Source organism: Streptomyces sp. NPDC107562, from assembly GCF_055657325.1.
Map to the genome: position 1 here is coordinate 642,408 of NZ_JBVKBE010000001.1, position 22,739 is coordinate 665,146.

Genomic DNA, 22,739 nt, shown 5'->3' on the forward strand with positions numbered 1-22,739 from the left:
GATCAAGGATGTTCCGCAAGGTGCTGGTTGCCAACCGTGGCGAGATCGCGATTCGTGCGTTCCGCGCGGGATACGAGTTGGGCGCGCGCACCGTCGCCGTCTTCCCGCACGAGGACCGCAACTCCCTGCACCGGCTCAAGGCCGACGAGGCGTACGAGATCGGCCAGCCCGGACATCCGGTGCGGGCCTATCTCTCCGTGGAGGAGATCGTGCGCGCGGCGCGCCGCGCCGGAGCGGACGCCGTGTACCCGGGCTACGGATTCCTGTCCGAGAACCCGGACCTTGCCCGCGCGTGCGAGGAAGCGGGCATCACCTTCGTCGGACCGGACGCGGACATCCTGGAGCTGACCGGGAACAAGGCCCGCGCCGTGGCCGCCGCGCGGGAGGCCGGCGTACCGGTGCTGGGGTCCTCGGAGCCCTCCACCGACGTGGACGCACTGGTACGCGCCGCCGAGGACGTCGGCTTCCCGGTGTTCGTCAAGGCGGTCGCGGGCGGCGGCGGGCGCGGTATGCGCCGGGTCGAGGAGCCCGCCCAGCTGCGCGAGGCCATCGAGGCGGCGTCCCGCGAGGCGGCGTCCGCGTTCGGCGACTCCACGGTCTTCCTGGAGAAGGCCGTCGTCGAGCCCCGCCACATCGAGGTCCAGATCCTCGCCGACGGCCAGGGCGACGTCATCCACCTCTTCGAGCGCGACTGCTCCGTCCAGCGCCGCCACCAGAAGGTGATCGAGCTGGCGCCCGCGCCCAACCTCGACCCGGAGCTGCGCGAGCGGATCTGTGCCGACGCCGTGCGCTTCGCCCGGCAGATCGGCTACCGCAACGCCGGCACCGTCGAATTCCTGCTCGACCGCGACGGCAACCACGTCTTCATCGAGATGAACCCGCGCATCCAGGTCGAGCACACGGTCACCGAGGAGGTCACCGACGTCGACCTCGTGCAGGCCCAGCTGCGCATCGCCGCCGGCGAGACCCTCGCCGACCTCGGCCTCGCCCAGGACACCGTCACCCTGCGCGGTGCCGCGCTCCAGTGCCGCATCACCACCGAGGACCCCGCCAACGGTTTCCGCCCGGACACCGGACAGATCAGCGCCTACCGCTCGCCGGGCGGCTCGGGCATCCGTCTCGACGGCGGCACCACCCACGCCGGTACGGAGATCAGCGCGCACTTCGACTCCATGCTGGTCAAACTCACCTGCCGGGGCCGGGACTTCGCCACCGCGGTGGGCCGGGCCCGGCGCGCCGTCGCCGAATTCCGCATCCGCGGCGTGTCCACCAACATCCCCTTCCTGCAGGCCGTGCTCGACGACCCCGACTTCCAGGCCGGCCGGGTCACCACGTCCTTCATCGAGCAGCGCCCGCACCTGCTCACCGCCCGGCACTCCGCCGACCGCGGCACGAAACTGCTGACCTACCTGGCCGACGTGACGGTCAACAAGCCGCACGGCGAACGGCCGGACCTGATCGACCCGTTGACGAAGCTGCCCGCGCTCCCGTCCGGGGAACCGGCGGCCGGGTCCCGGCAGCGGCTCGCCGAACTCGGCCCGGAGGGCTTCGCCGGCTGGCTGCGCGCGTCCCCGACCATCGGTGTCACCGACACCACGTTCCGCGACGCCCACCAGTCACTGCTCGCCACCCGGGTACGCACCAAGGACCTGCTCGCCGTCGCCCCCGTCGTGGCGCGGACGATGCCCCAGCTGCTGTCCCTGGAATGCTGGGGCGGCGCGACCTACGACGTCGCCCTGCGCTTCCTCGCCGAGGACCCCTGGGAGCGGCTGGCGGCCCTGCGGGGGGCGGTGCCGAACATCTGCCTGCAGATGCTGCTGCGCGGCCGCAACACCGTGGGCTACACCCCGTATCCCACCGAGGTGACCGACGCGTTCGTGCAGGAGGCGGCTGCCACCGGCATCGACATCTTCCGCATTTTCGACGCCCTCAACGACGTCGACCAGATGCGGCCCGCCATCGACGCCGTACGGGAGACCGGCACGGCCGTCGCGGAGGTGGCCCTGTGCTACACCTCCGACCTGTCCGACCCGGCCGAGCGGCTCTACACCCTGGACTACTACCTGCGCCTGGCCGAGCAGATCGTGGACGCGGGTGCGCACGTGCTGGCCGTCAAGGACATGGCCGGCCTGCTGCGCGCACCGGCCGCGGCGAAGCTGGTGTCGGCTCTGCGCCGCGAGTTCGGCCTGCCCGTCCACATCCACACCCACGACACGGCGGGCGGCCAGCTCGCCACCTACCTCGCCGCCGTCCAGGCCGGCGCCGACGCGGTGGACGGGGCGGTGGCCTCCATGGCCGGTACGACCTCGCAGCCGTCGCTGTCCGCCCTCGTGGCAGCGACCGACCACTCCGAACGGCCGACGGGCCTCGACCTCCAGGCCGTCGGCGACCTGGAGCCGTACTGGGAGAGCGTCCGCAAGGTCTACGCCCCCTTCGAGGCGGGCCTGGCCTCACCGACCGGCCGTGTCTACCACCACGAGATCCCCGGCGGGCAGCTCTCCAACCTGCGCACCCAGGCCGTCGCGCTGGGCCTCGGCGACCGCTTCGAGGAGATCGAGGCGATGTACGCCGCCGCCGACCGGATGCTCGGCCGCCTGGTCAAGGTCACCCCCTCGTCGAAGGTGGTGGGCGACCTGGCGCTGCACCTGGTGGGTGCCGGCGTGTCCCCGGACCACTTCGAGGCGGAGCCCGACAGGTTCGACATCCCCGACTCCGTCGTCGGCTTCCTGCGCGGTGAGCTCGGCACTCCGCCCGGCGGCTGGCCCGAGCCGTTCCGCACCAGGGCGCTGCGGGGGCGCGCCGAGGCCAAGCCGGTGGCGGAACTGGGCGCCGAGGACCGCGAGGGGCTGGCGAAGGACCGGCGGGCCACGCTCAACCGGCTGCTGTTCCCGGGGCCGACCCGCGAGTTCGAGGCGCACCGCGACTCGTACGGCGACACCAGCGTGCTGGACAGCAAAGCCTTCTTCTACGGGCTGCGCCCGGGCAAGGAGTACGGCGTCGACCTGGAGCGGGGTGTGCGGCTGCTGATCGAGTTGCAGGCGGTCGGTGACGCGGACGAACGCGGGATGCGCACCGTGATGTCGTCCCTGAACGGCCAGTTGCGGCCGATCCAGGTGCGCGACAGGGCCGCCGCCTCGGACGTCCCCGTCACCGAGAAGGCGGACCGGACGAACGCCGGACACGTCGCGGCACCGTTCGCCGGCGTGGTGACCCTCACCGTCGCCGAAGGGGACGAGGTGGAGTCCGGGGCCACGGTGGCGACGATCGAGGCGATGAAGATGGAAGCGGCGATCACGGCCCCGAAGGCCGGCCGGGTGACGCGACTGGCGATCAACCGCATCCAGCAGGTCGAGGGCGGCGACCTGCTGGTCGAACTCGCCTGAGCCGACAGCGGACGGCTGCCCCGCCCCGCGCACGAGTCCACCCGCGCGGGGCGGCGCCGGACCGCGTGCGGAGGCCTCACGCAGGTGTCCGGACCGCACCGCGCCCGACACCACCGGCGCACCGGCCCCTCCCGCCCGTGTCATGCGGCGGTACGTGGCGGCCCTGTGTCCGCTGCCTGCTCGGGTCGTGCGGCTGGTGCGTGGCGGCGCCGGTCTGCTGCCTGCCCGGGCCATGCGGCTGGTGCGTGGCGGTGCTGTGTGTGCTGCCTGGCTCGGGTCGTGCGGCGGTGCGTGGCGGTGCTGTGTCTGCGCCGGGCCGGGTTATGCGGCTGGTGCGTGGCAGGGCTGTGTCTGCTGCCTGGCCGGGTCGTGCGGCGGTGCGTGGCCGCGCTGTGCCTCCTGCCCGGCAGGGTTACGCACCCGTGCGGGAGGTGTCGCCGGGAAGCCCGCGTCCCTCCTCGGCCGCCCGGGGCACGCGTCGCTCGCGGCGGAGCGCCGCGCCCGTGGCCAGGGCGCCGATGCCCTCCCACACGCCCACGCCGAGGAAGCCGCCGGGAGCGCGGCCACCGATCACGGCGAGCGTGAAGACCGTGCACGTCAGCAGGCGGAACGGGACGGTCCAGCGGAAGAACGCCTTCCAGTCGGAGAGCGCCGCCAGGACGTAGTACACGCCCATGTTGAGCGCAGCCATGGAGGAGGCGGTCACGAAGACCAGCGTGTGATCACCCTCGGCACGGGAGCCCGCCACGGGCGAGAATCCCATGATCGTGAGCAGGGAGTCCGGGGCGACGAGCCCCACCACACCCATGACGGCGGCGAGGACACCGAACACGGCCATGGTCCAGCCGGACGCGGAGCGGGGCAGGAGTCGCACGAAGTCCTCCAGGGACAGGGGAGTTGAGTCTCCGACGCCACCTGCATACCCCGTTCGGACCACCCACCGGAATAGCCGCGTCCACGGTGGCGTTGCGCGCGAGAGTACGAGTGGTCACACCCGGAAGGTCCTGTCATGAAGATCGGCATCATCGGCGCCGGCAACATCGGTGGCAACCTCACCCGACGCCTCACCGCCCTGGGTCACGACGTCTCCGTCGCCAACTCACGCGGCCCCGAGACCCTGAAGGAACTGGCCGAGGAGACCGGTGCCACCCCTGTCCCGGCCGACGAGGCGGCCCGTGGCGCCGAGATCGTCGTCGTCACGGTCCCGATGAAGTCCGTCCCCGCCCTGCCACCCGGAATCCTCGGCGGGGCCGCGGAAGGCGTCGCGGTCATCGACACCGGCAACTACTACCCGCAGCAGCGTGACGGCCGGATCGCCGCGATCGAGGACGAGGGACTGACGGAGAGCCGCTGGACCGAACGCCGGATCGGGCACCCCGTGATCAAGGCCTTCAACGGCACCTTCGCCCAGGACATCGTGGAGCGCGCCCGGCCCGCGGGCGCTCCCGACCGCATGGCGCTGCCGGTGGCCGGCGACGACGAGGCGGCCAAGCGCAAGGTGAGGGCGCTGATCGACGAGATCGGCTTCGACACGGTCGACGCCGGCGGGCTCGACGACTCCTGGCGCCAGCAGCCAGGCACCCCGGTCTACGGCCTGCGCGCCGGCGTCGCGGAGGTGACCGACGCCCTCGCGGCGGCGGCGCCGGAACGCACGCCGGAGTTCCGCGCCGAGTAGACGCCGGGGGACGGGAGAGCGGATCCCGACCGTGTTCCGGTCAGGATCCGCTCGACCGCACGGTGGGTGTGCGGTGACCGCCGACGTGAGGTCAGCGGCGGGTGAGGGCCTCGCGCAGCACGTCGTACACGTAGGTGTTCGCGTGCTTGCCGCTGAAGCGCTCGGACAGCGGCCCGGCCGCGGTCACCGGCACGTCCACACCGGTGTGGCCGGACGTGGTCCAGTCGATGAAGAAGTTCTTCTGACTGCCGCGGATGGCGAACGGGCCGTCCTCGGCCGAGATGCCGTCGCCGGACTCGTCACCGGCGTCCGACTCCTCGACGGCCAGGCCGCCGGTCTCGTGGTCGCCGGTGACGACCAGCAGGGTGTCGGGGTGGGTGGCGACGTAGGCACGGGCCACGGCCACCGCCTTCTCCAGCTCCTGCATGGACTGCAGGACGCGGGTGCCGTTGTTGGAGTGCGCGAACTCGTCGGTGGCCTCCTCCTCGACCATGAGGAAGAAGCCCTTCTTGCTCTTGTCCAGCGTGCTCAGGGCCTTGCTCGTCATGGTGGAGAGACCGACCACGGGGCTGTACACGTCGCCCTGACCCTCGGCGCGCTGCTGGAACATCTCCTCGTTGGCGAAGAGACCGAGAAGCTTGCCGCCCTTGGCGCGGCCGAGCTCGTCGCCGTCGGAGACGTAGGAGTAACCGGCCTTCTGGGCCTCCTTGATCAGGTTGCCCTTGGTGCCCTTGCTCGCCTCGGAGGGGTCCTCGGCGGGCTGGTCCTTGAAGGCGCCGGGGCTGCCGGCGGGCAGCCACCAGTCCTCGCCACCACCCAGGATGACGTCGGGCTTGCTGACCTCGATGTACTGACGGGCGATCTCGTCCTGCGCGGAACGGTTGGCGGTGTTCGCGAAGAACGCAGCCGGCGACGCGTCGGTCACCTGCGCGGTGGTGACGAGGCCGGTGGCCTTGCCGGCCGCCTTGGCCTGCTGGCCGAGGGTGGCCAGCGGGTTGCCGTCCACGTCGACGCTGATCGCGCCGTTGTAGGTCTTCTCACCCGTGGCCCACGCGGACGCCGCGGCGGCCGAGTCGGTGACGACGGCCTTCGGGTCGTCGGGCTCGGTGGTCAGCTGACCCGAGGCGGGCAGCTTGTCCATCGCGAGCTGGCCTTCGAGGCCGGTCAGGTGCAGACGGGCGGCCTGGCGCATGGCGGCGCCCATGCCGTCGCCGTTGATGAAGATGACGTTCTTGGCGGTTGCCGGCTTCGCGGCGGTCGTGGCGTGCGGGGCCGAAGCCGACGCGCCGAGCGTCGGGTTGACCACCATCGTCACCACGACCGCGGCGACCGCGGTGGCCGCAGGCGCGGCGAAGCGCCGCGCTCTACGAGCGTCCAGGGACACTGGATCCTCCATTGCTGTCTTTCGGTGCTTGGCCGCGAACGTAAGGATCTTTGGTGGGAGATCGACCAAGACAGGATGGCCGGGGCACGAAGAATCCTTCAGGGACAGGTAAAGACCAGCGCCCTACTTGTTCGGACAGGCACCGCCTGCGCGGAGGGGGAGCGGAGGGAGCTCACGACTCGTTGTCGCAGGTCATTGCGCTGGGCGTCCCGAAGTCCGTGGTCCGACCGAGGAATTGGGCGACGACAGCTGTCGCCCGGTCTCAGCGGCCCGGGAGGCGCTGCTGGATCTCCTGGAGGACCCAGCCGTTGCCGTCGGGGTCGCTGAAGGTGGCGAAGGACGCGTAGGAGGCACGCTCCGGGTGAAGGCCGGGTCGACGGCCCTGGCCTTCGAGGCGGTGGGTGACGTCTCCGCCCGCGTGGCCGTGGAAGATGACGCCTCCGGCGTCGTGGAAGATCTCGCTCACCTCGATGCCGCGGCCGAGGAGTTCCGAACGGGCCTCCTCGATGTCACGGACGGCGAGGTAGAGGCCCTGCGCCGAGCCGGGCTCGGCGGAGGTCATCCCCTTGCCGAACAAGATCGAGCACTCGGAGCCGGGCGGCGTGAGGTGCACCGCGCGCCAGTCGTCACCGGCGGCCTTGTCGATGTCGAGGCGGAAGCCCAGCGCTTCGTAGAAGGACTTGGCGCGGTCGACGTCGGAGACCGGCAGCACGGTGACTTCGAGCTTCATGTACATGGGGGGACTCGTTCCTCTTCTGGTGCGATGGGGTTGGTTATGACCGTACGCGTTTAGCTCATAACCACCAAGCCGTCGCGAGGAGAGGAGCCTCACATCGGGGGGGGCGGTACGGAGAGGGGGCGGCGTGCTGCCACCCGTCAGGAAGAGCCCAGGGCCTTCTTGCGCTGCCGGTACGCCCGCATCGACTCCCGCGAACCGCAGCGCGGGCCGCAGAAGACGGCGTTCTTGTTGCGCGTCCGGTCGAAGAAGCCGAAGTGGCACGGCTGGTGTCGGCACGCACGCACCCGGTCCCAGACGCCCGCCTGTGCCAGTTCGGTGGCGTTCGCCAGAACCGTGCCGAACAGGCCCGGGACGTCGCTCTGCGCGGGCGCCAGGGACGCTCCCGAGGCGGTGACGACCGTGACCAAGGGGTAGCGGGTGGCGACGTGCCGCAGGTACTCCTCCGCCTCCGCCAGCGCCCCCGGGGTGGTCTCCTTGTCGCCGGAGTGCGCGAGCAGCACGGTGATCAGGGCCTGGCGCAGTTCCCGGGCGCCGGCCGCGTCGGCCTCCGTGACATGGGTCGTCTCCGCGCCCATGGCCTGCTCCAGCAGCCACGCGTGCAGGTCGTCCGCGCTTCCGAAGCGCTCCGGCAACCGGTGCGGACCCGCGGGGTGCGTGTTGACGAAGTCCAGGACCAGGTCAGCCGCCGGCGGCTGCTTCAGCGGGCTGGTCTCGGCGGTGCGCGGCACTGTCGCGGGCCTCCTCGGTAGTCATCGGCATCAGCCAGATTACTTCCTAAACCGTTACGGTGCTCGTTTCCTTCCGGCTGTCGGTCACAGGCCGCTCACCTGGGCGCCCGCCGTGACGTCGTAGACCAGGGTGACGGTGCGCGTGCCTCCCGGAGGCAGGGTGACGTTCCAGCGGACCATGCCGTCGGCGTCGATCTCGTCGGGGGCGGGGGAACACGCCTTGGCCCGCAGGTTCACCTCCACCGCGGACGTCTCGGAGACGGGGATGCGTTCGCGCACGACGACCATGTGGTCGCCGTGCTCGGCGGGCGCCGAGAAGCGGGAGAGGTGGAGCTGGACGGTGCGGGTGAGGACGGTCCGCTGGGTGAGTCCGGACGTGTCACGGGTCTCCTCGGTGCGCCGCAGGACCCGGTGGTCGTCACGGCTGCCGAAGGCGAGTTCGAGCGGGGCGCCGGGGGCGGTGAAGTCGAGTGTGCCGCGACCACCGAACCCGCTGCCGCTGACGAGGTCCACCGGCCCGGCGAGCAGTGCGTGTCCGGAGCGGTTGTCGCACCGCACGAGCCGACTGACCAGCGGGGACAGCTCGGGTGCGCAGACGTACTGGCTGCTCGCGGGTGTGGTGAACGACGAGAGCGGCACGCGGTGGGCCCGTCCGTCCGACGGCACGGAGACCGGCGCGCCGCACCGCAGGACGCGGACCTCGCCGCCGTCGTCGACCCCGGGCAGGCCCTGCTCGGGGGCGGGGCCGAGGTCCGTGACCTCCTCCTCGCGCAACTCGACGTGGACGGTACGCCGCTCGACGGGCGACCGGTCCTGCAACGTCAGCCTGTCCTCCCCGAGGCGCGGCGGCTGGGTGGGACCCGCGGAGCGGGCCGTCGACAGGGTCAGGCGTACGTTCGACCAGTCCTCGCCGGTGCGCTGCCAGACCACCGCGTCCGTGTCCAGCGTGAGCGCGTCACCGTCGAGCACGGCCCGGTAGGCGGGGCGCCACAGGGCGCAGGGGACGAGGTGGGTCAGGCGCAGAGTGGCCGGGCCGGGGTCCTCGGCCCGGACGGTCAGTTCGACGTGCCCGACCAGCTCCGCGGGCTGTGTCTCCGCGAGCCGTAGCGCGCGCCCCGTGTCGGACAGTTCGGCGGCGAGCTCGGTCAGCCGGGCGTCCACCGCGCGCAGTTGCTCGCCGTAGGTGTCGCGTTCGCCGTCGAGGCGGTCCAGTTCGCGGTTCCAGCGGTCCTGCTCGGCCTCTCCGCGCCCGGCGCCCTCGCCGATCTCCCGCAGCAGGTCGGTGGCGAGCCGGCCGAGGAGGTCGGTGCGGGCGTGCAGGCGCTCGCGTCGCTGTTCCAGCGCGTGCTGTTCCTCTTCGAGCGTGCGCACGCGCCGGCGCAGGACGGAGTCGTCGTCGGCCGGACCCGGACCGCGGGGCGTCCAGGTCCGTACCACCCTCACGTCGAGCACGGTCGCCCGGTGACCCCCGGTGAGTTCGGCGTGCAGGCTGCGGTCGACGGTCAGGGCGCTGACCGGCCCGAGGCGCAGCCGCCGGGTGCCGGCCTCCAGGTCCAGCTCGACGGCGCGCTCCACATGCGCCCGGTCCTCCAGGCAGGTGACGGCGGTGACGGGAAGGGGGATCGGCTCGGGGCTCGTGGGCATCACGGGTCAGCTCCTGCGGTTGCCGCCGGTCAGGGCCTTGCCGACCGGGATGCGGATGACGTAACCGCCGTCGAGGGCGACGGTGGCGCGGGCCGGCAGCGCGATCCGCCACAGGCGGGTGCCCGGCGCGTGCGGTTCGGCCTCCGCGCCCGGTGCCGGTGCGCTCCAGTCGGCCTTCTCCTCGATCCGTACGTCCGTCTCGGAGGTGACCGGCACCCGTTCGCGGACCTCCACGGTGACGTCGACCGCGAGCCGGTTGGCCAGCTCCACATGGACGTGGTGGTCGAGCACGGTCACGTTGTTGCGCAGTCCCGAGGTCGACTCGTGCAGGTTGGTGCGGCGAGTGACCCTGATGGCCTCCTCGCGGCCGAGACCCACCCGGCACACTCCGCCGGGAGCGAGGGTGGGCAGGGAGGTGCTCGCCAGGAAGTCCCCGTCGGCCGCCACCTCCAGCGGTCCGGCCAGCAGCGCCTGATCGGTGTCGTTGGTGAGCACCAGCGTCGTGTGGACGGCCTCCTCCACCGACGGCACACACAGGTACTCGGTCCGCAGGCCGACCGCCACCTCGCCGACGGTGACGGTGTGCCACGTGCCGTCCGAGGGGATGTCGGCCGGGGCGGCGGCGTCGTAGCGGTGGTCGAAGGAACCGGCCGACTCGCGGGGACGCACGGCGCGTGCGGGCAGGGGCAGCGCCGCGGCCTGCTCGGCGCGCCGGCGGTGCTCGGAGGTCACCGGGTCGACCGCCGCGTCCGGGAGCAGCCGGCCCCGGCGTCCCTTCTGCGCCTCGGGCCCGTACAGCACGAGGGCGGCGTAGTCGAGTGCGGCTCCGCTCGGCCGCGCGGGCCCTGCCGGGGGAGCCGCGGGGGCGACGGGCGCCGGCAGCGGAGCGGGCGGCGGTGGCGGCGCCGCCCGGCCGGGGGCCGCGGGGGCCATGGCGGGGGCCGCCGGCGTCACGGCGCCGGGCCGGGCGCCGGGCCGGGGGGCGGGCCGGGAGGCGGTTTCCCGCCCGAACGCGGGAGGGGAGCCGCCGACCGCCGGACGGTCGGCTCCGGCGAGTGCGGGAACCGCGGGTGGGCCGCCGGGGACCGGCAGGGCCGCGACCGGCGCGCCGTAGCCCGCCGTGAGCGGGGGCGGCGGAGGCGGTGGAGGCGGAAGCGGACCCGGCGGGGCTGCGGCGCCCCGCGTGCCGGTGCCCGGGGCCGGTCCTGCCACGTCGTACCCGGCGAAGAGGTCGCTCAGCCCGTGCGGGGGCTCGCGCCAGCCCGAAGGCGCGGGGGCGGGCTGACTGCGTCCGATGCGGAGCGAGCGGAGCCGGGGCGCGTCGGCGCGGCGCCGCAGGTCCGCCGTCGCCAGCGAGACCCGCACGCCGATCCAGTCCTCGCCGGTGCGCTGGGCGACCGCCGCGCGCAGCGACAGTCGTCCCTCGCCCTCGCCCTGGCGCCGGGTGAGGCGGTAGGCCGGCACCCAGACGGCACCGGGCACCCCGTACTCCACCTCCACCTCGACGTCCGTCCCGGCGTCGCCGGTGAGGGTCAGCACGGCACCCAGACGCGTCTCCACATGCGCGGGCGGCGCATCGGTGGAGGCGCGGGAGAGCCGGTCGGTGGCGACTTCCAGCTCGTGCTCGACGGCCTTCAGCTCCTCCTCCAGCTCGCGAAGGCGGCCGTGCAGCGCGGCCAGCCGGTCGTCGACGAAATCCGCGAGTTCCAGCCAGGCGTCTACGGGAGTGCGGCGGTGCGGGGCGTCCTTCGCGCGGGGTGGCGGCACCGGGCGCAGTGCCGCCACCTCCTCGATCAGTCCCCGCTGCCTATTGCACCGGGCGTGGGTGGCGTGCCGGATGTCGCGCAGCCGTTCGACTTCACGGAGCAGCTCGCCGGCCGGGCGGGTGCCCGGCCGTTCCGCCTCGACCTCCACCCTGGCCTCGGTGACCCGCACCCCCGTGCCGCCCACGACCCGCGCGCGCAGCGAGCCCGGGTCCATGGAACGGGGCAGGCCCGTCACCCGGACCCGGCCGTCCTCCGGGACAGTGCCCCGGGCGAGCCGGCGGCAGAGCGCGCCCTGCGCGTACACCACCACGGAATCCAGCGTGGAAGCCCACCCCGGAACGGTCCCGACCCCCATGTGTCCCCCCATGCGCCCTCCCCGGTGCCGAGGGAACTCTATGCCGGACGCGGGGCCGCCGGTGGCCCCTGTGCCGCGGTGTCACTCAGCGGGAGCCGGCGCACACGGTACGAGAACCTGCGCGGCTCCCTCATACCTCGCCCCGTCGGCAACGAATAGGGGGCAGAACAGGACGGTCGGCCGCCGCCAGCCGAAGGAGTGCGTATGACGGGACAGCAGCTCAGGGCCCTGGACACCGCCGCCGTCCCCGGTACCGAGGTGACGCTCGCCCGCCTGCTCGCGGACGTCGCGCACCTCGACGAGGTGCCCCTCGACAGCAACTTCTTCCACGACCTGGGTGCCGACTCCCTCGTCATGGCGCACTTCTGCGCGCGTGTCAGGAAGCGGCCCGACCTGCCGTCGGTGTCGATGCGCGACGTGTACCGGCATCCGACCATCGCCGCCCTCGCGGCGGCTCTGGCGGACGCCACGGCCCAGGAAGCGGAGCCGAGCACCCCGGCGGTCACCACCGCCGCGCCGGCCTTGGAGGTGACGGGCCGTCCTCACTACGTGCTCTGCGGTGTCCTGCAACTGCTGAGCTATCTCGGCTACGCCGGCTTCGTGGCCGTCGTCACCACCTGGGGCTACGACTGGATCTCAGGCGGGCAGAGCCTGTGGCAGGCCTATCTGCGGTCCGTCGTGTTCGGTGCCGGGGTGCTGGCGCTCCTGTGCGCCCTGCCGGTGGTCGCGAAGTGGCTGCTCATCGGCCGGTGGAAACCGCGACGGATACGCGTCTGGAGCCTGCCCTACTTCCGCTTCTGGCTCGTCAAGACGCTGGTGCGGTCCAGTCCCGTCGCGCTGTTCGCCGGATCGCCCCTGTACCCGCTCTACCTGAGGGCGCTGGGCGCCCGCGTCGGGCGAGGGGTCACCATCCTCTCGCGCGCCATGCCCGTCTGCACCGATCTGCTGACGATCGGCGACGGCGCACTGATCCGCAAGGACTCGCTGATCAACGGCTACCGCGCCCACGACGGCGTGATCGAGACCGGCCCCGTCACCCTGGGCCACGACGCGGTCGTCAGCGAGGCGACGGTGCTGGACATCGGCACCAAGCTCGGCGACGCCGCCCAACTGGGTCACGCGTCCGCGCTGCACACCGGGCAGGAGGTCCCGGACGGCGCGCACTGGCACGGTTCCCCCGGCCAGCCCACGGACGCGGAGTTCCAGCCGGTCGAGCCCCTGCCCTGCGGCACCCTGCGCAGAGCGGTCCACGGCGCCCTGCTGCTGGTGACCGCGATGCTGGTGTACGTGCCCATGGTGGTGGGCTGTCTGGACGTGCTGCTCTCCCGCCTCCTGGACGGCAACCGGGTTCTCGTCCGGACGGAGACGTCCCTGGCCCGCTGGGGCTTCTACGCGGACGTGCTGACGGTCACGGCCGTGGTCTTCGCCTGTGCCGTGCCCGCGGGCCTGGTCGTCCTCGGCACCGTGCCACGTCTGCTCGCCCGGTTCGTCAAGCCGGACCGGACGTATCCGCTCTACGGCTTCCACCACGCCGTGCACCGGGCGAGCCTGCTGATGACCAACAGCAGGTTCCTCACCCGCCTGTTCGGCGACAGCAGCTGGATCGTGCACTACCTGCGCTGGATCGGGTACGACCTCTCCACGGTGGAGCAGACCGGGTCCAACTTCGGTACCCGCGTCAAGCACGAGAGCCCCTTCATGAGCGCGGTCGGCACCGGCACCATGGTCGCCGACGGCCTCTCCGTCATGAACGCCGACTACTCCAGCACGTCGTTCCGGGTGTCGCGGACGGCGATCGGCGCGCACAACTTCCTCGGGAACCGCATCACCTACCCGGCACGTGGCAGGACCGGTGACAACTGCCTGCTGGCGACCAAGGTGATGGTCCCCGTCGACGGGCCGGTCCGGCACGACGTGGGACTGCTGGGTTCCCCCAGCTTCGAGATCCCGCGGTCGGTGCTGCGGGACAGCACGTTCGACGAGTTGACGGAGGGCGACGGCCTGCGTCGCGGGCTGGCGGCCAAGAACCGGCACAACGCCGTCACCATGGCGTGCTACCTGTTCGCGGGGTGGCTGTACTTCTTCTGCGTCAGCCTGCTCTTCGCGTCCGCCGCCAGCCTGTACCCGCAGTGGGGAGCCGCGTCCGTCGCCCTGGCCAACGCCCTCGTACTGCCCTTCACCGTCGTGTACTTCGTCCTGCTGGAGCGGATCGTGACCGCGCTGCACCCGCCGGGGCCGTTGTTCTGCTCGATCTACGACCTCCGCTTCTGGCGGCGTGAGCGCTACTGGAAGGTCCCCGCGGAGACGTACATCCAGGCCCTCAACGGCACGCCGTTCAAGAGCCTCCTGTGGCGCATGCTCGGACTCCGTGTCGGCACCGGGCTGTTCGACGACGGTCTCGGCGTCACCGAACGCGGCATGGTCACGATCGGCGACAACTGCACCTTCAACGCGGGGAGCGTCGTCCAGTGCCACTCCCAGGAGGACGCCGCGTTCAAGTCGGACCGCAGTGAGATCGGCTCCGGCTGCACCCTCGGCGTCGGAGCGTTCGTCCACTACGGCGTGCGGGTCGGTGACGGTGCCGTGCTCGCCGCCGACTGCTTCCTGATGAAGGGCGAGGTGGTGCCCGAACGGGCCCACTGGGCGGGCAACCCCGCACGCCCCGCACCCCTCGAAGGCGGAGGTGAACGCTGATGGCGAGAGTGACGGCACCGGCCGACGGCCGGACCCACGGCGGCGACGCGGCGTCCGGCGGGAGCCCCCGCACCACCGAGGCCGTGCGGAGCGTGAACCCCGACCCGGCCCTCGGCGACACGCCGGCCGAGGGCGGCTTCACGGCCCTTCCGCGCTGGACCCGCGAACCGGCGCCCGGCACCGCCGAGCAGGTCACACCCCTCCCCGCAGCGGTGACGACGGCTCTGGACCGGCGGGTCCGGGAACTCGGCGTGCCGCTCACGGCGATGCTCCTGGCCGCCCACGTCAAGGTGCTCGCCGCACTCTCCGGCGACCCCGTCGTCCGCACCGGCTACGCGGCCCCGGGGGCGATGACGCCGCTGCCCGTCCACGTGGCCGTCGGGCCCGGCACCTGGCAACAACTGCTGGCGGAGGCCCACCGCGCCGAAGCGGAGCTGCTGTCGGCAGGATCCGGCCCCTCGGCCCCTGTGCCGCCCACGGCAGTGCCCGTACCTCACCCCGAGGTGGTGTTCGACCCGTCAGGACGCGCACCCGCGCAGGACGACGACACCGTTCTGACCGTCACGGCAGCGGTGGAGGCGGACGGCCGGCGCGCACTGCGCCTGCGGTACCGGACCGACCGGCTGGACGCGGGCTGCGCGGCCCGGATCGCCGGATACCACCTCGCCGCCCTGGAACAGATCGCCGCCGACCCGGCGGCCCCGCACCACCGCGCCGGCCTGCTGTCCGACGAGGAGATCAGGTTCCAGACCGAGGGACTGGCCGGACCGGTCCGGGAGCTGCCCGACCGGCGCTGCCACGAACTGTTCGAGGAACGCGTACGCAGCCACCCGGACGCCGTCGCCGTCGTGCACGGCGACCGCAGATGGACGTACGCGGAACTCAACGCCCGCGCCAACCGGCTGGCCCGAGCGCTGCTGGCCGAGGGGCTGCGCCCCGAGGACACGGTCGCGGTGGTGACCGAGCGCGACCTGAACTGGCCGGCCGCCGTGCTCGCCGTCTTCAAGGCGGGCGGCGCCTACCTTCCCGTCGACCCGCACTACCCGCCCGGGCGCATCACCACCATGCTGACCCGCGCCGCCTGCCGCTTCGTGCTGACCGAGCCGGGCGCCACGACCCACCTGAACCGGGCCCTGGAGGGGCTTCCCGACACCCGGACGCTGCTCGTGCCGGATGTCACCGAACGGGCCACCGACGGATCCGACTTGGGGGTCGAGGTCGCCGCCGACCGGCTCGCCTACCTGTTCTTCACCTCGGGCTCGACCGGTGAGCCCAAGGGAGCGATGTGCGAGCACGCCGGCCTGCTCAACCATCTGTACGCCAAGATCGACGACCTGGACATCGGAGCGGGCACGGTCGTGGCGCAGACCGCCTCGCAGTGCTTCGACATCTCGCTGTGGCAGCTGCTGAGCGGCCTGCTGACCGGGGGCCGGACCCTGCTGGTCGAGCAGGAGGCGATCCTCGACGCGGAACGGTTCCTCGACACGATCGTCGAGGGCCGGGTCAACGTGCTCCAGGTCGTGCCCTCGTACCTCGACGTCGTCCTGTCCGCCCTCGAACGCAGCCCTCGCGACCTGCCGGACCTGCGCTGCGTGTCGGTCACCGGAGAGGCGCTCAAGAGCGAGCTCGCCCAGCGGTGGTTCACCACGGGACCCGGTATCCGTCTGGTCAACGCCTACGGGCTGACCGAGACGTCCGACGACACCAATCACGAGGTGATGGACGGCGCGCCCGGACCCGGCGGCGTCCCGCTCGGCCGGCCCGTCAACAACGTGCGCGTCTACGTCGTCGACGACCACCTGATGCTGGTCCCGCTCGGCGCCCCCGGAGCCATCGTCTTCTCCGGCGTCTGTGTCGGCCGCGGATACGTCCGCGACCCCGAGCGCACCCGGCTCGCCTATCTGGACGACCCGTATCGTCCGGGGCAACGGCTGTACCGGGGCGGCGACTTCGGCCGCTGGCTGCCCGACGGAAAGCTCGAGTACCGGGGGCGCGGCGACGGCCAGGTGAAGATCCGCGGGTTCCGTGTCGAGATCGGGGAGACCGAGAACACCCTGCTGAGGGTCCCCGGTGTCCGCGACGGTGCGGTGGTGGTGACCGGGGAGGGACACGGACGGCAACTCGCCGCCTTCTACACGGGCGAGCGGACCTTGACGGCCGACCACGTCCGCGAGCGGCTCGGCGACCTGCTCCCCGAGTACATGGTCCCGTCGTCCCTCCATCAGGTGGAGCGCCTGCCGCTGACGGCCAACGGCAAGACCGACACAAAGGCCCTGGCGGCCCTCGCGGAGGAGCTCGGTACCGCCGCCGACGCCCACGAGGCGCCCGGGACGCCCACCGAACGGCGGCTGGCCGAGAAGTTCGCGACCGTGCTCGGCATACCGCCCGAGCGCGTCGGCCGGGGCGACAACTTCTTCGACCTGGGCGGCACCTCGCTGTCGGCCGTCCGGCTCGCGGTGTCCCTCGATCACCTGGTCGCCCTGCGGGACCTGACCCGTCATCCGGTGCTGGCCGAACTGGCCCGTCTCCTCGACACCCGCACAGCGGGCCGGCCGACCACGGACGCGGAAGCGGCACCGGCCCTGACGACGTTGACGCCCTCGGACGTGCCCGCCCGGACCGCCCTGATCTGCTTCCCGGGCACGGACCGGCCTGGCGCGGACTTCGCGCCGCTCGCCGAAGCCCTGCACGCCCGCGGCGACGGCGGCGCGGTGAGGGTCCACGTCGTCGAGCGGCCGGACCCGGAGCGGGTCGCCGCGCGGATCGCCGCCCTCGGCGCGCCCGGCGTCCTGCTGTGGGGCGACGGCACGGGCGCGGTGCCGGCCCTGGAGACGGCCCGAGCCCTGCGGCGGCACGGGGTGGCCCCGCGTGGCGTGTTCCTCTCCGTACCGTCCTCCTTCCGCCCTCCGCCCGGCCCGGAACCGTTGACAGCCCCGGTGACGTTGCTGGTCGCGGCCGGCACGTCCGTCGAGGGCGGAGCGGACGGTGGGGCGGCCCATGAGCCGGGCGACGACTGGCGTCGTGTGGCCGAGGAGGTCGACGTGCGGTACGTCTCCGGCGGCCGGCGCTTCCTGCGCACCCGCCCGGCGGAGGCGGCCGAGGCCCTGATCCGAGCGGTGTCCCTGCCCGCGGAGTCCTAGATCGCCGTCCCGAGGAGTACACGATGCTGTCTTCGCTCTTCCGCAAGCACCCGGCCCCCGTCACGCCCCCTCCGACCGCCGCGAGTGCCGCGCTGCGGGCTCCCGGAGACCCGCCGGTGCTCCAGGCCGAGGCCGCCCCGGACGCGGCCGCCTGGGTGGGCCTCAACCGCCAGGAACTGCGCGAGGCGCTCGTCGAGCACGGCGCCGTCACGGTTCAGGGTCTCGGTCTGCGCACCCCAGCCGACGTCGCGTCGGTACTGCACCAGGTGGCGGACCGGCCCGTGACCGAGCGCGAGGCGTTCGCCGCCCGCGACCGGCACGCGGAGGGTGTCTACTCCTCGTCGGCGTGGCCCCCCAACCAGCTCATGTGCATGCACCACGAACTCAGCTACGCCCTGGAGTGCCCGGGTCTGATGCTCTTCGCCTGCCTGGTGGCGCCGACCACCGGCGGCGCCACCACCGTGGCCGACTCCGCCGCCGTGCTGCAGGCGCTGCCGGCCGAACTCGTCGAGCGGTTCGAGCGCGAGGGGTGGCTGCTCACGCGCACGTACAACGACGAGATCGGCGCCACGCTGAGCCAGTCCTTCGGCACCGAGGACCACGACACCGTCGAGGCGTACTGCCGTGCCCACGACATCGACTGGGCCTGGCAGCCGGACGGCTCGCTGCGGACCCGGCAGCACCGGCGCGCGGTGGTGCGGCACCCGGTCTCCGGCCTGCGCTGCTGGTTCAACCAGATCGCGTTCCTCAACGAGTGGACGATGGCACCCGAGGTGCGCGAGTTCCTCGTCGAGGAGTACGGCCCCGACGACCTGCCCTTCAACACCCGTTTCGGCAACGGTGACGTGGTGCCCCAGGAGGTCGTGGAGCAGATCAACAGCGCCTACCAGGCGCACACCGTGCGCCGGGCCTGGCAGCCCGGCGACCTGATGCTCGTGGACAACATCCGCACCGCGCACAGCCGGGAGGCGTACGAGGGGCCGCGGGACGTGGTGGTGGCCATGGCGGACCCGGTACGTGTGCACCACCTCGGGAGGGCAGAGTCATGACCACCGTGCGTCCCGCTCACGAGGGCGTCCCCCAGGCCGACGTACCGGCCGTGCCGCCCTTCGCCGTCATCCCCGGCAGCCAGGTCAAGCACGTCCTCGACGGGCGGGAGAAGGCCATGGTGGAGGTGATCGAGGCGACGTACCGCCTGCACGGGGCGGCGCGTACGGTCAACCCGCCGTCGTCCTTCCTGCGCTTCCCGGACCGGCCGACCTCGCGGATCATCGCCCTGCCCGCCTCGCTCGGCGGCGAGAACAGGGTGGACGGTCTGAAGTGGATCTCCAGCTTCCCCACCAACGTCGCCGCGGGCATCCCGAGGGCCTCGGGCGTGCTGATCCTCAACGACCCCACCACGGGCTACCCCTACGCGTGCCTGGAGACCTCGATCATCAGCGCCGTCAGGACCGCCGCGTCCGCCGCCTCGGCGGCCGACCGGCTCAGCAGGGGGCGCCCCCGCCCCACCCGTGTGGGCTTCGTCGGAGCCGGCCTGATCGCCCGGTACATCCACACCTACCTGGACGCCACCGGCTGGTCCTTCGACGCGGTCGGCGTGCACGACCTGTCCGCCGGCAGCGCCTGCGCCTTCCGGACGTACCTGGAACAGTCCGGAGCCGGACGCGTCACCGTGCACGACAGCGCGCGCGAGCTGATCCGCGACAGCGACCTGATCGTGTTCGCCACGGTCGCCGACCGCCCGCACATCGACGATCCGGACTGGTTCGGGCACAACCCGGTGGTCCTGCACGTCTCCCTGCGCGACCTCGCCCCGCAGGTGCTGCTGTCCGCCACCAACGTCGTCGACGACGTCGACCACTGCCTCAGGGCGGGCACCTCACCGCACCTGACCGAGACCCTCACCGGCAACCGTGACTTCCTCCTCGGCACGCTCGACGACGTGCTGGCCGGCCGCGTGACGGTGCCCGCCGACAGGCCTGTGGTGTTCTCTCCGTTCGGCCTCGGCGTCCTCGACCTCGCGGTCGGCAAGTTCGTCTACGAGGAGGTGGCCCGCTCCGGCGACCTGCGGATCATCGACAACTTCTTCCACGAAATGCGCCGGCACGGCTGAGGACGCCCACCACCGCCCCGTCGGTGTTCCGGCAACGGACGAGGAGGCCATCGTGCCAGTCATATCCGTTCCCCAGGCCTTCAACGAGGAGGACCTGTACGTCGACCTGGAGTCGACGCTCGGACACCGACTGTTCCTCAAGTGCGAGGGGTTCAACTTCGCCGGTTCGATCAAGCTGAAGGCCGCCAACGAGATGGTGGAGTCCGCCGAGCGGAGCGGTGTCCTGACGAAGGACTCGATCCTCGTCGAGTCCTCGTCCGGCAACCTCGGCGTGGCGCTGAGCATGATCGCCGCCTGCAAGGGCTACAGCTTCGTCTGCGTGACGGACTCCCGCTGCAACCTCGCCACCCGGCAGATGATGGAAGCGCTCGGCAGCCAGGTGCACGTCATCTCCCACGAACAGGGCAGCGGCGGCCTCCTGGGGGCGCGCCTGGCCTACCTGCGCGCCATGTGTGCCGCGGACGACCGGTACGTCTGGCTGAGCCAGTACACCAACCCCGGCAACTGGCGGGCGCACTACTTGACGACCGCCCCCGCCATCGCCCGCTTCTTCCCGGAGCTGGACGTGCTCTTCATCGGTGTCGGCACCACCGGCACCCTGATGGGGTGCGCACGCTGGTTCAGGTCCTGGCACCGGCGGGTACGCATCGTCGCCGTGGACAGCGTCGGCTCCGCCATCTTCGGCGACCCCCCGGGCCGTCGCATGATCCCGGGACTCGGCATGAGCGTCCGGCCGCCGCTGCTGGACGAGTCGTACGTCGACGAGATCGTGCGCGTCGAGGAGGCCGACACCATCCGGGCCTGCCGGGGCATGGCGAAGCGGGGCTTCCTCTTCGGCGGATCGACCGGCACGGTGGTCAGCGGAGCGATGTCCTGGCTGGAGCGACACGCGACCCCCGGCCTCACCCCGGTCGCGATCGCGCCGGACCTCGGCGAGCGGTACCTCGACACGGTCTACCGGCCCACCTGGGTACGGAGTGTCTTCGGCGAGGAGGTCGACGCGAGCGAACCGCCGCGCCCCGACCTCGCGGCCCGCGAGCCGAGCGCGGCCCAGGGCTGGATCCTCTGACCTCTCAGCTGAGCACCGGAATCCTGGCGAGCGGAGTGGTGGTCGGCTGCGCCGCGCCCCCGGCGGGTTCCACGGTCACGCAGACGGCGGTGGCGCCGTTCAGGGGCCCGGCGAGGACCTGGGCCTGACGCCCGCCCGCGGAGTGCAGCAGCCCGGCGGGGCGGTACTGCCACGCCCGCTCGTACCAGAGCTGGTAGACCTGTCCCTCGCGCAGGGGCGGCAGGCCCGAGGCGATGAACGCGGTCCGGTCCTGGGCGCGGGAGGCGATCACGCTCGCCGTGGCGCTGTCCGGCAGCCGCGCCGTGCTCATCTTGACGTCGGTGGCGGACAGGAGGCCGACGAGCGCCTGGGTGTCGGCATGGGCCTCGGCGACCTGTTCACGGGTGTCGTCGGCCTCCGAGTGCTGCCACCAGGCGATCCCCCCCACCCCCGCGGCCGCCGCCACGGACGCGGCCAGCGCCAGCAGCAGCCCCCGCTGACCGAGGCGCTCCTGACGCGGCGCGACGGACCGCTCCCGCCCCTCCGTCGAGATCCGTTCCAGGACCCGCCTGCGCAGGTCGGCGGAGGGCTCACGGGCCTCGACGGCACCCAGCCGGGCGAGGGTCAGCGACGCCTCGTCGGCCTCGCGCCGGCACGCGGCGCAGGTGGCCAGGTGGCTCTCGAAGGCCGCTTCCTCGTCGGGGGGCAGGGCGTGCAGCGCGTACGCGCCGACGTCCGCGCAGGGGTCCTCGGGGTGTCTCATGACCGGCCCTCCAGACACTCGCGCAGGCGCTGGAGCCCCTGACGCATCCGCGACTTGATCGTTCCGACCGGTGTGGAGAGGCAGTCGGCGACCTCCGTGTAGGTGAGCCCTTCGTAGTAGGCCAGTACCAGGGGCAGCCGCAGGTGCGCGGCCAGGCCGGTCAGACAGCGGAAGACGACACGGTGGTCCTCGCGCACCTCGACCTCCTCGGCCACGGCGTCGAAGGGCCGCTCCTGCTCCAGGACGGCCGTGCGCAGCTCCCGGGCCTTGCCGGCGGAGACGGACCGTACGCGGTCGACCGCTCTGCGGTGGGCGACGGTGAGCACCCAGGCGCGGGCGGGGCCCCGTTCCGCGCGGAAGTGGTCGGCGGTACGCCATACCTCCACCATCACGTCCTGGGTCACCTCCTCCGCCAGCGCCTCGTTCCTCAGCACTCGCCAGACCAGCCCCATCACCGGGGCCGCCAGGGCGTCGTACACCCCGGCGAAGGCCTGTTCGTCACCGTGGGCAGCGCGCGTCAGCAGCTCGTCCACCCGGGTGTCGTCCGACGACCGGGGTCGCCGCGACGGCGCGCCGCGTTCCGCGCCCGCGTCTTTTCCACGCTTCATGGCCGCCCCTCAGCTCTGCTCGACAGTGGCTCCTCCCGAGGGGAAGCGCACCTCGTGCAGGCCCGTCCGCCTGACAAACTTCACCTTTCTGCAGGAGGCAACGGGGAGCACGCCGGTAGATCGATCGAGGTGAGGGCCGACGAAGCCCTCACAGGTTGTTCGGAGCCGCGGCGCCCGCGGATCTCGCCGATGCCGTGCGTCGGGGGCCGGTGCACGGGAAGGCGGTGCGTCGCGCCCCGGCCCTGTCCGGGCCACATCCGGCACGGAGGGCGGGGCGCGAGGGGCGGTCAGCGGTCGTTGCCCGGGCGGGCGGCGCTTCGGCGGGCGTTGTTGTACAGGCGCAGCAGGTGCTTGGCGACGGCGCACGGCGCCGTGTCGGCACGGCACTGCCGGCAGGCCTGCATGTGGTGCTCGTAATCGGCGCGGGCCTGTTGCAGGGCATCACTCGGGAATGACATCGATGTCCTTGAGGTCGAGGGGGAGTTGACGGCGAAAAGGGCGACGAGTGAACGGGCGCCCGGGAGTTGAGGCGGTACGTCCGAGGCAGAAGTTGATCATGTTACTCAGGGTAGTGGGAAGCGCTCCGTGCGATTTGCTCGTCGGTGGCTTCTTCGCAGTTCCAGGCCGGAAAACGCTTGGACGTCAGGCGCGTCGTCGCGGGACACTGCCGTACTCGAAAGGTGACTGAACGTAACCGTC

Annotated in this window: 16 protein-coding genes; 7 read left to right on the forward strand and 9 right to left on the reverse strand. The window is 72.4% G+C overall.

Annotated elements, in window-relative coordinates; all coding sequences use genetic code 11:
• The first annotated feature begins 8 nt into the window (after positions 1 to 8).
• Positions 9 to 3,383, forward strand: coding sequence for a pyruvate carboxylase (locus ACZ7LV_RS02925; protein ID WP_471935058.1), 3,375 nt, complete (start codon positions 9 to 11; stop codon positions 3,381 to 3,383).
• Positions 3,384 to 3,795: 412 nt separating this feature from the next.
• Here the strand turns inward: ACZ7LV_RS02925 and ACZ7LV_RS02930 are convergent, their stop codons facing one another.
• Complete coding sequence (locus ACZ7LV_RS02930; protein ID WP_471935060.1) at positions 3,796 to 4,257, reverse strand: hypothetical protein; 462 nt, start codon at positions 4,255 to 4,257, stop codon at positions 3,796 to 3,798.
• A 135-nt stretch (positions 4,258 to 4,392) separates the two neighbouring features.
• On the opposite strand from ACZ7LV_RS02930, the gene ACZ7LV_RS02935 reads away from it, so the two are divergent.
• On the forward strand, positions 4,393 to 5,058 hold the full coding sequence (locus tag ACZ7LV_RS02935; protein WP_471935062.1) for an NADPH-dependent F420 reductase: 666 nt from the start codon (positions 4,393 to 4,395) through the stop codon (positions 5,056 to 5,058).
• A gap of 91 nt (positions 5,059 to 5,149) precedes the next feature.
• Here ACZ7LV_RS02935 and ACZ7LV_RS02940 read toward each other — a convergent pair whose 3' ends face one another.
• The 5 genes from ACZ7LV_RS02940 to ACZ7LV_RS02960 all read right to left on the reverse strand — a co-directional run bounded on the left by ACZ7LV_RS02940 (position 5,150) and on the right by ACZ7LV_RS02960 (position 11,674).
• Entirely contained in the window at positions 5,150 to 6,442 is a 1,293-nt protein-coding gene (locus ACZ7LV_RS02940) for an alkaline phosphatase (RefSeq protein ID WP_471935064.1), read from the reverse strand.
• A gap of 262 nt (positions 6,443 to 6,704) precedes the next feature.
• Entirely contained in the window at positions 6,705 to 7,178 is a 474-nt protein-coding gene (locus ACZ7LV_RS02945) for a VOC family protein (protein WP_471935065.1), read from the reverse strand.
• Between the two features lie 140 nt (positions 7,179 to 7,318).
• Positions 7,319 to 7,909: a CGNR zinc finger domain-containing protein gene (locus ACZ7LV_RS02950; RefSeq protein ID WP_471935067.1), complete on the reverse strand. Its 591-nt coding sequence runs from the start codon at positions 7,907 to 7,909 to the stop codon at positions 7,319 to 7,321.
• 84 nt (positions 7,910 to 7,993) lie between these two features.
• Positions 7,994 to 9,553, reverse strand: coding sequence for a mucoidy inhibitor MuiA family protein (locus ACZ7LV_RS02955; RefSeq protein ID WP_471935069.1), 1,560 nt, complete (start codon positions 9,551 to 9,553; stop codon positions 7,994 to 7,996).
• A 6-nt stretch (positions 9,554 to 9,559) separates the two neighbouring features.
• Complete coding sequence (locus ACZ7LV_RS02960) at positions 9,560 to 11,674, reverse strand: DUF4139 domain-containing protein (RefSeq protein WP_471936077.1); 2,115 nt, start codon at positions 11,672 to 11,674, stop codon at positions 9,560 to 9,562.
• Between the two features lie 204 nt (positions 11,675 to 11,878).
• On the opposite strand from ACZ7LV_RS02960, the gene ACZ7LV_RS02965 reads away from it, so the two are divergent.
• The 5 genes from ACZ7LV_RS02965 to sbnA are packed head-to-tail and all read left to right on the forward strand — an operon-like array spanning position 11,879 to position 20,690.
• Positions 11,879 to 14,368, forward strand: coding sequence for a Pls/PosA family non-ribosomal peptide synthetase (locus tag ACZ7LV_RS02965; RefSeq protein ID WP_471935071.1), 2,490 nt, complete (start codon positions 11,879 to 11,881; stop codon positions 14,366 to 14,368).
• The gene (locus ACZ7LV_RS02970; RefSeq protein ID WP_471935073.1) at positions 14,368 to 17,508 is read left to right on the forward strand and encodes a non-ribosomal peptide synthetase; all 3,141 of its coding nucleotides are present in this window, start codon (positions 14,368 to 14,370) and stop codon (positions 17,506 to 17,508) included. Before ACZ7LV_RS02965 ends, ACZ7LV_RS02970 begins: the two co-directional genes overlap by 1 nt.
• A 23-nt stretch (positions 17,509 to 17,531) precedes the next feature.
• Positions 17,532 to 18,557, forward strand: coding sequence for a TauD/TfdA family dioxygenase (locus ACZ7LV_RS02975; RefSeq protein ID WP_471935075.1), 1,026 nt, complete (start codon positions 17,532 to 17,534; stop codon positions 18,555 to 18,557).
• On the forward strand, positions 18,554 to 19,621 hold the full coding sequence (gene sbnB, locus ACZ7LV_RS02980; protein ID WP_471935077.1) for a 2,3-diaminopropionate biosynthesis protein SbnB: 1,068 nt from the start codon (positions 18,554 to 18,556) through the stop codon (positions 19,619 to 19,621). The genes ACZ7LV_RS02975 and sbnB overlap by 4 nt, the downstream gene beginning before the upstream one ends.
• Positions 19,622 to 19,673: 52 nt before the next feature.
• Positions 19,674 to 20,690, forward strand: coding sequence for a 2,3-diaminopropionate biosynthesis protein SbnA (gene sbnA / locus ACZ7LV_RS02985; protein WP_471935079.1), 1,017 nt, complete (start codon positions 19,674 to 19,676; stop codon positions 20,688 to 20,690).
• Between the two features lie 4 nt (positions 20,691 to 20,694).
• On the opposite strand, the gene ACZ7LV_RS02990 is transcribed toward sbnA, so the two are convergent.
• The 3 genes from ACZ7LV_RS02990 to ACZ7LV_RS03000 all read right to left on the reverse strand — a co-directional run bounded on the left by ACZ7LV_RS02990 (position 20,695) and on the right by ACZ7LV_RS03000 (position 22,498).
• A complete protein-coding gene (locus tag ACZ7LV_RS02990; protein WP_471935080.1) occupies positions 20,695 to 21,432 on the reverse strand; it encodes an anti-sigma factor in 738 nt (245 codons plus the stop codon).
• On the reverse strand, positions 21,429 to 22,040 hold the full coding sequence (gene sigK, locus ACZ7LV_RS02995; RefSeq protein WP_471935082.1) for an ECF RNA polymerase sigma factor SigK: 612 nt from the start codon (positions 22,038 to 22,040) through the stop codon (positions 21,429 to 21,431). Before sigK ends, ACZ7LV_RS02990 begins: the two co-directional genes overlap by 4 nt.
• A gap of 287 nt (positions 22,041 to 22,327) precedes the next feature.
• Complete coding sequence (locus ACZ7LV_RS03000; RefSeq protein ID WP_401667955.1) at positions 22,328 to 22,498, reverse strand: hypothetical protein; 171 nt, start codon at positions 22,496 to 22,498, stop codon at positions 22,328 to 22,330.
• Positions 22,499 to 22,739 lie beyond the last annotated feature (241 nt).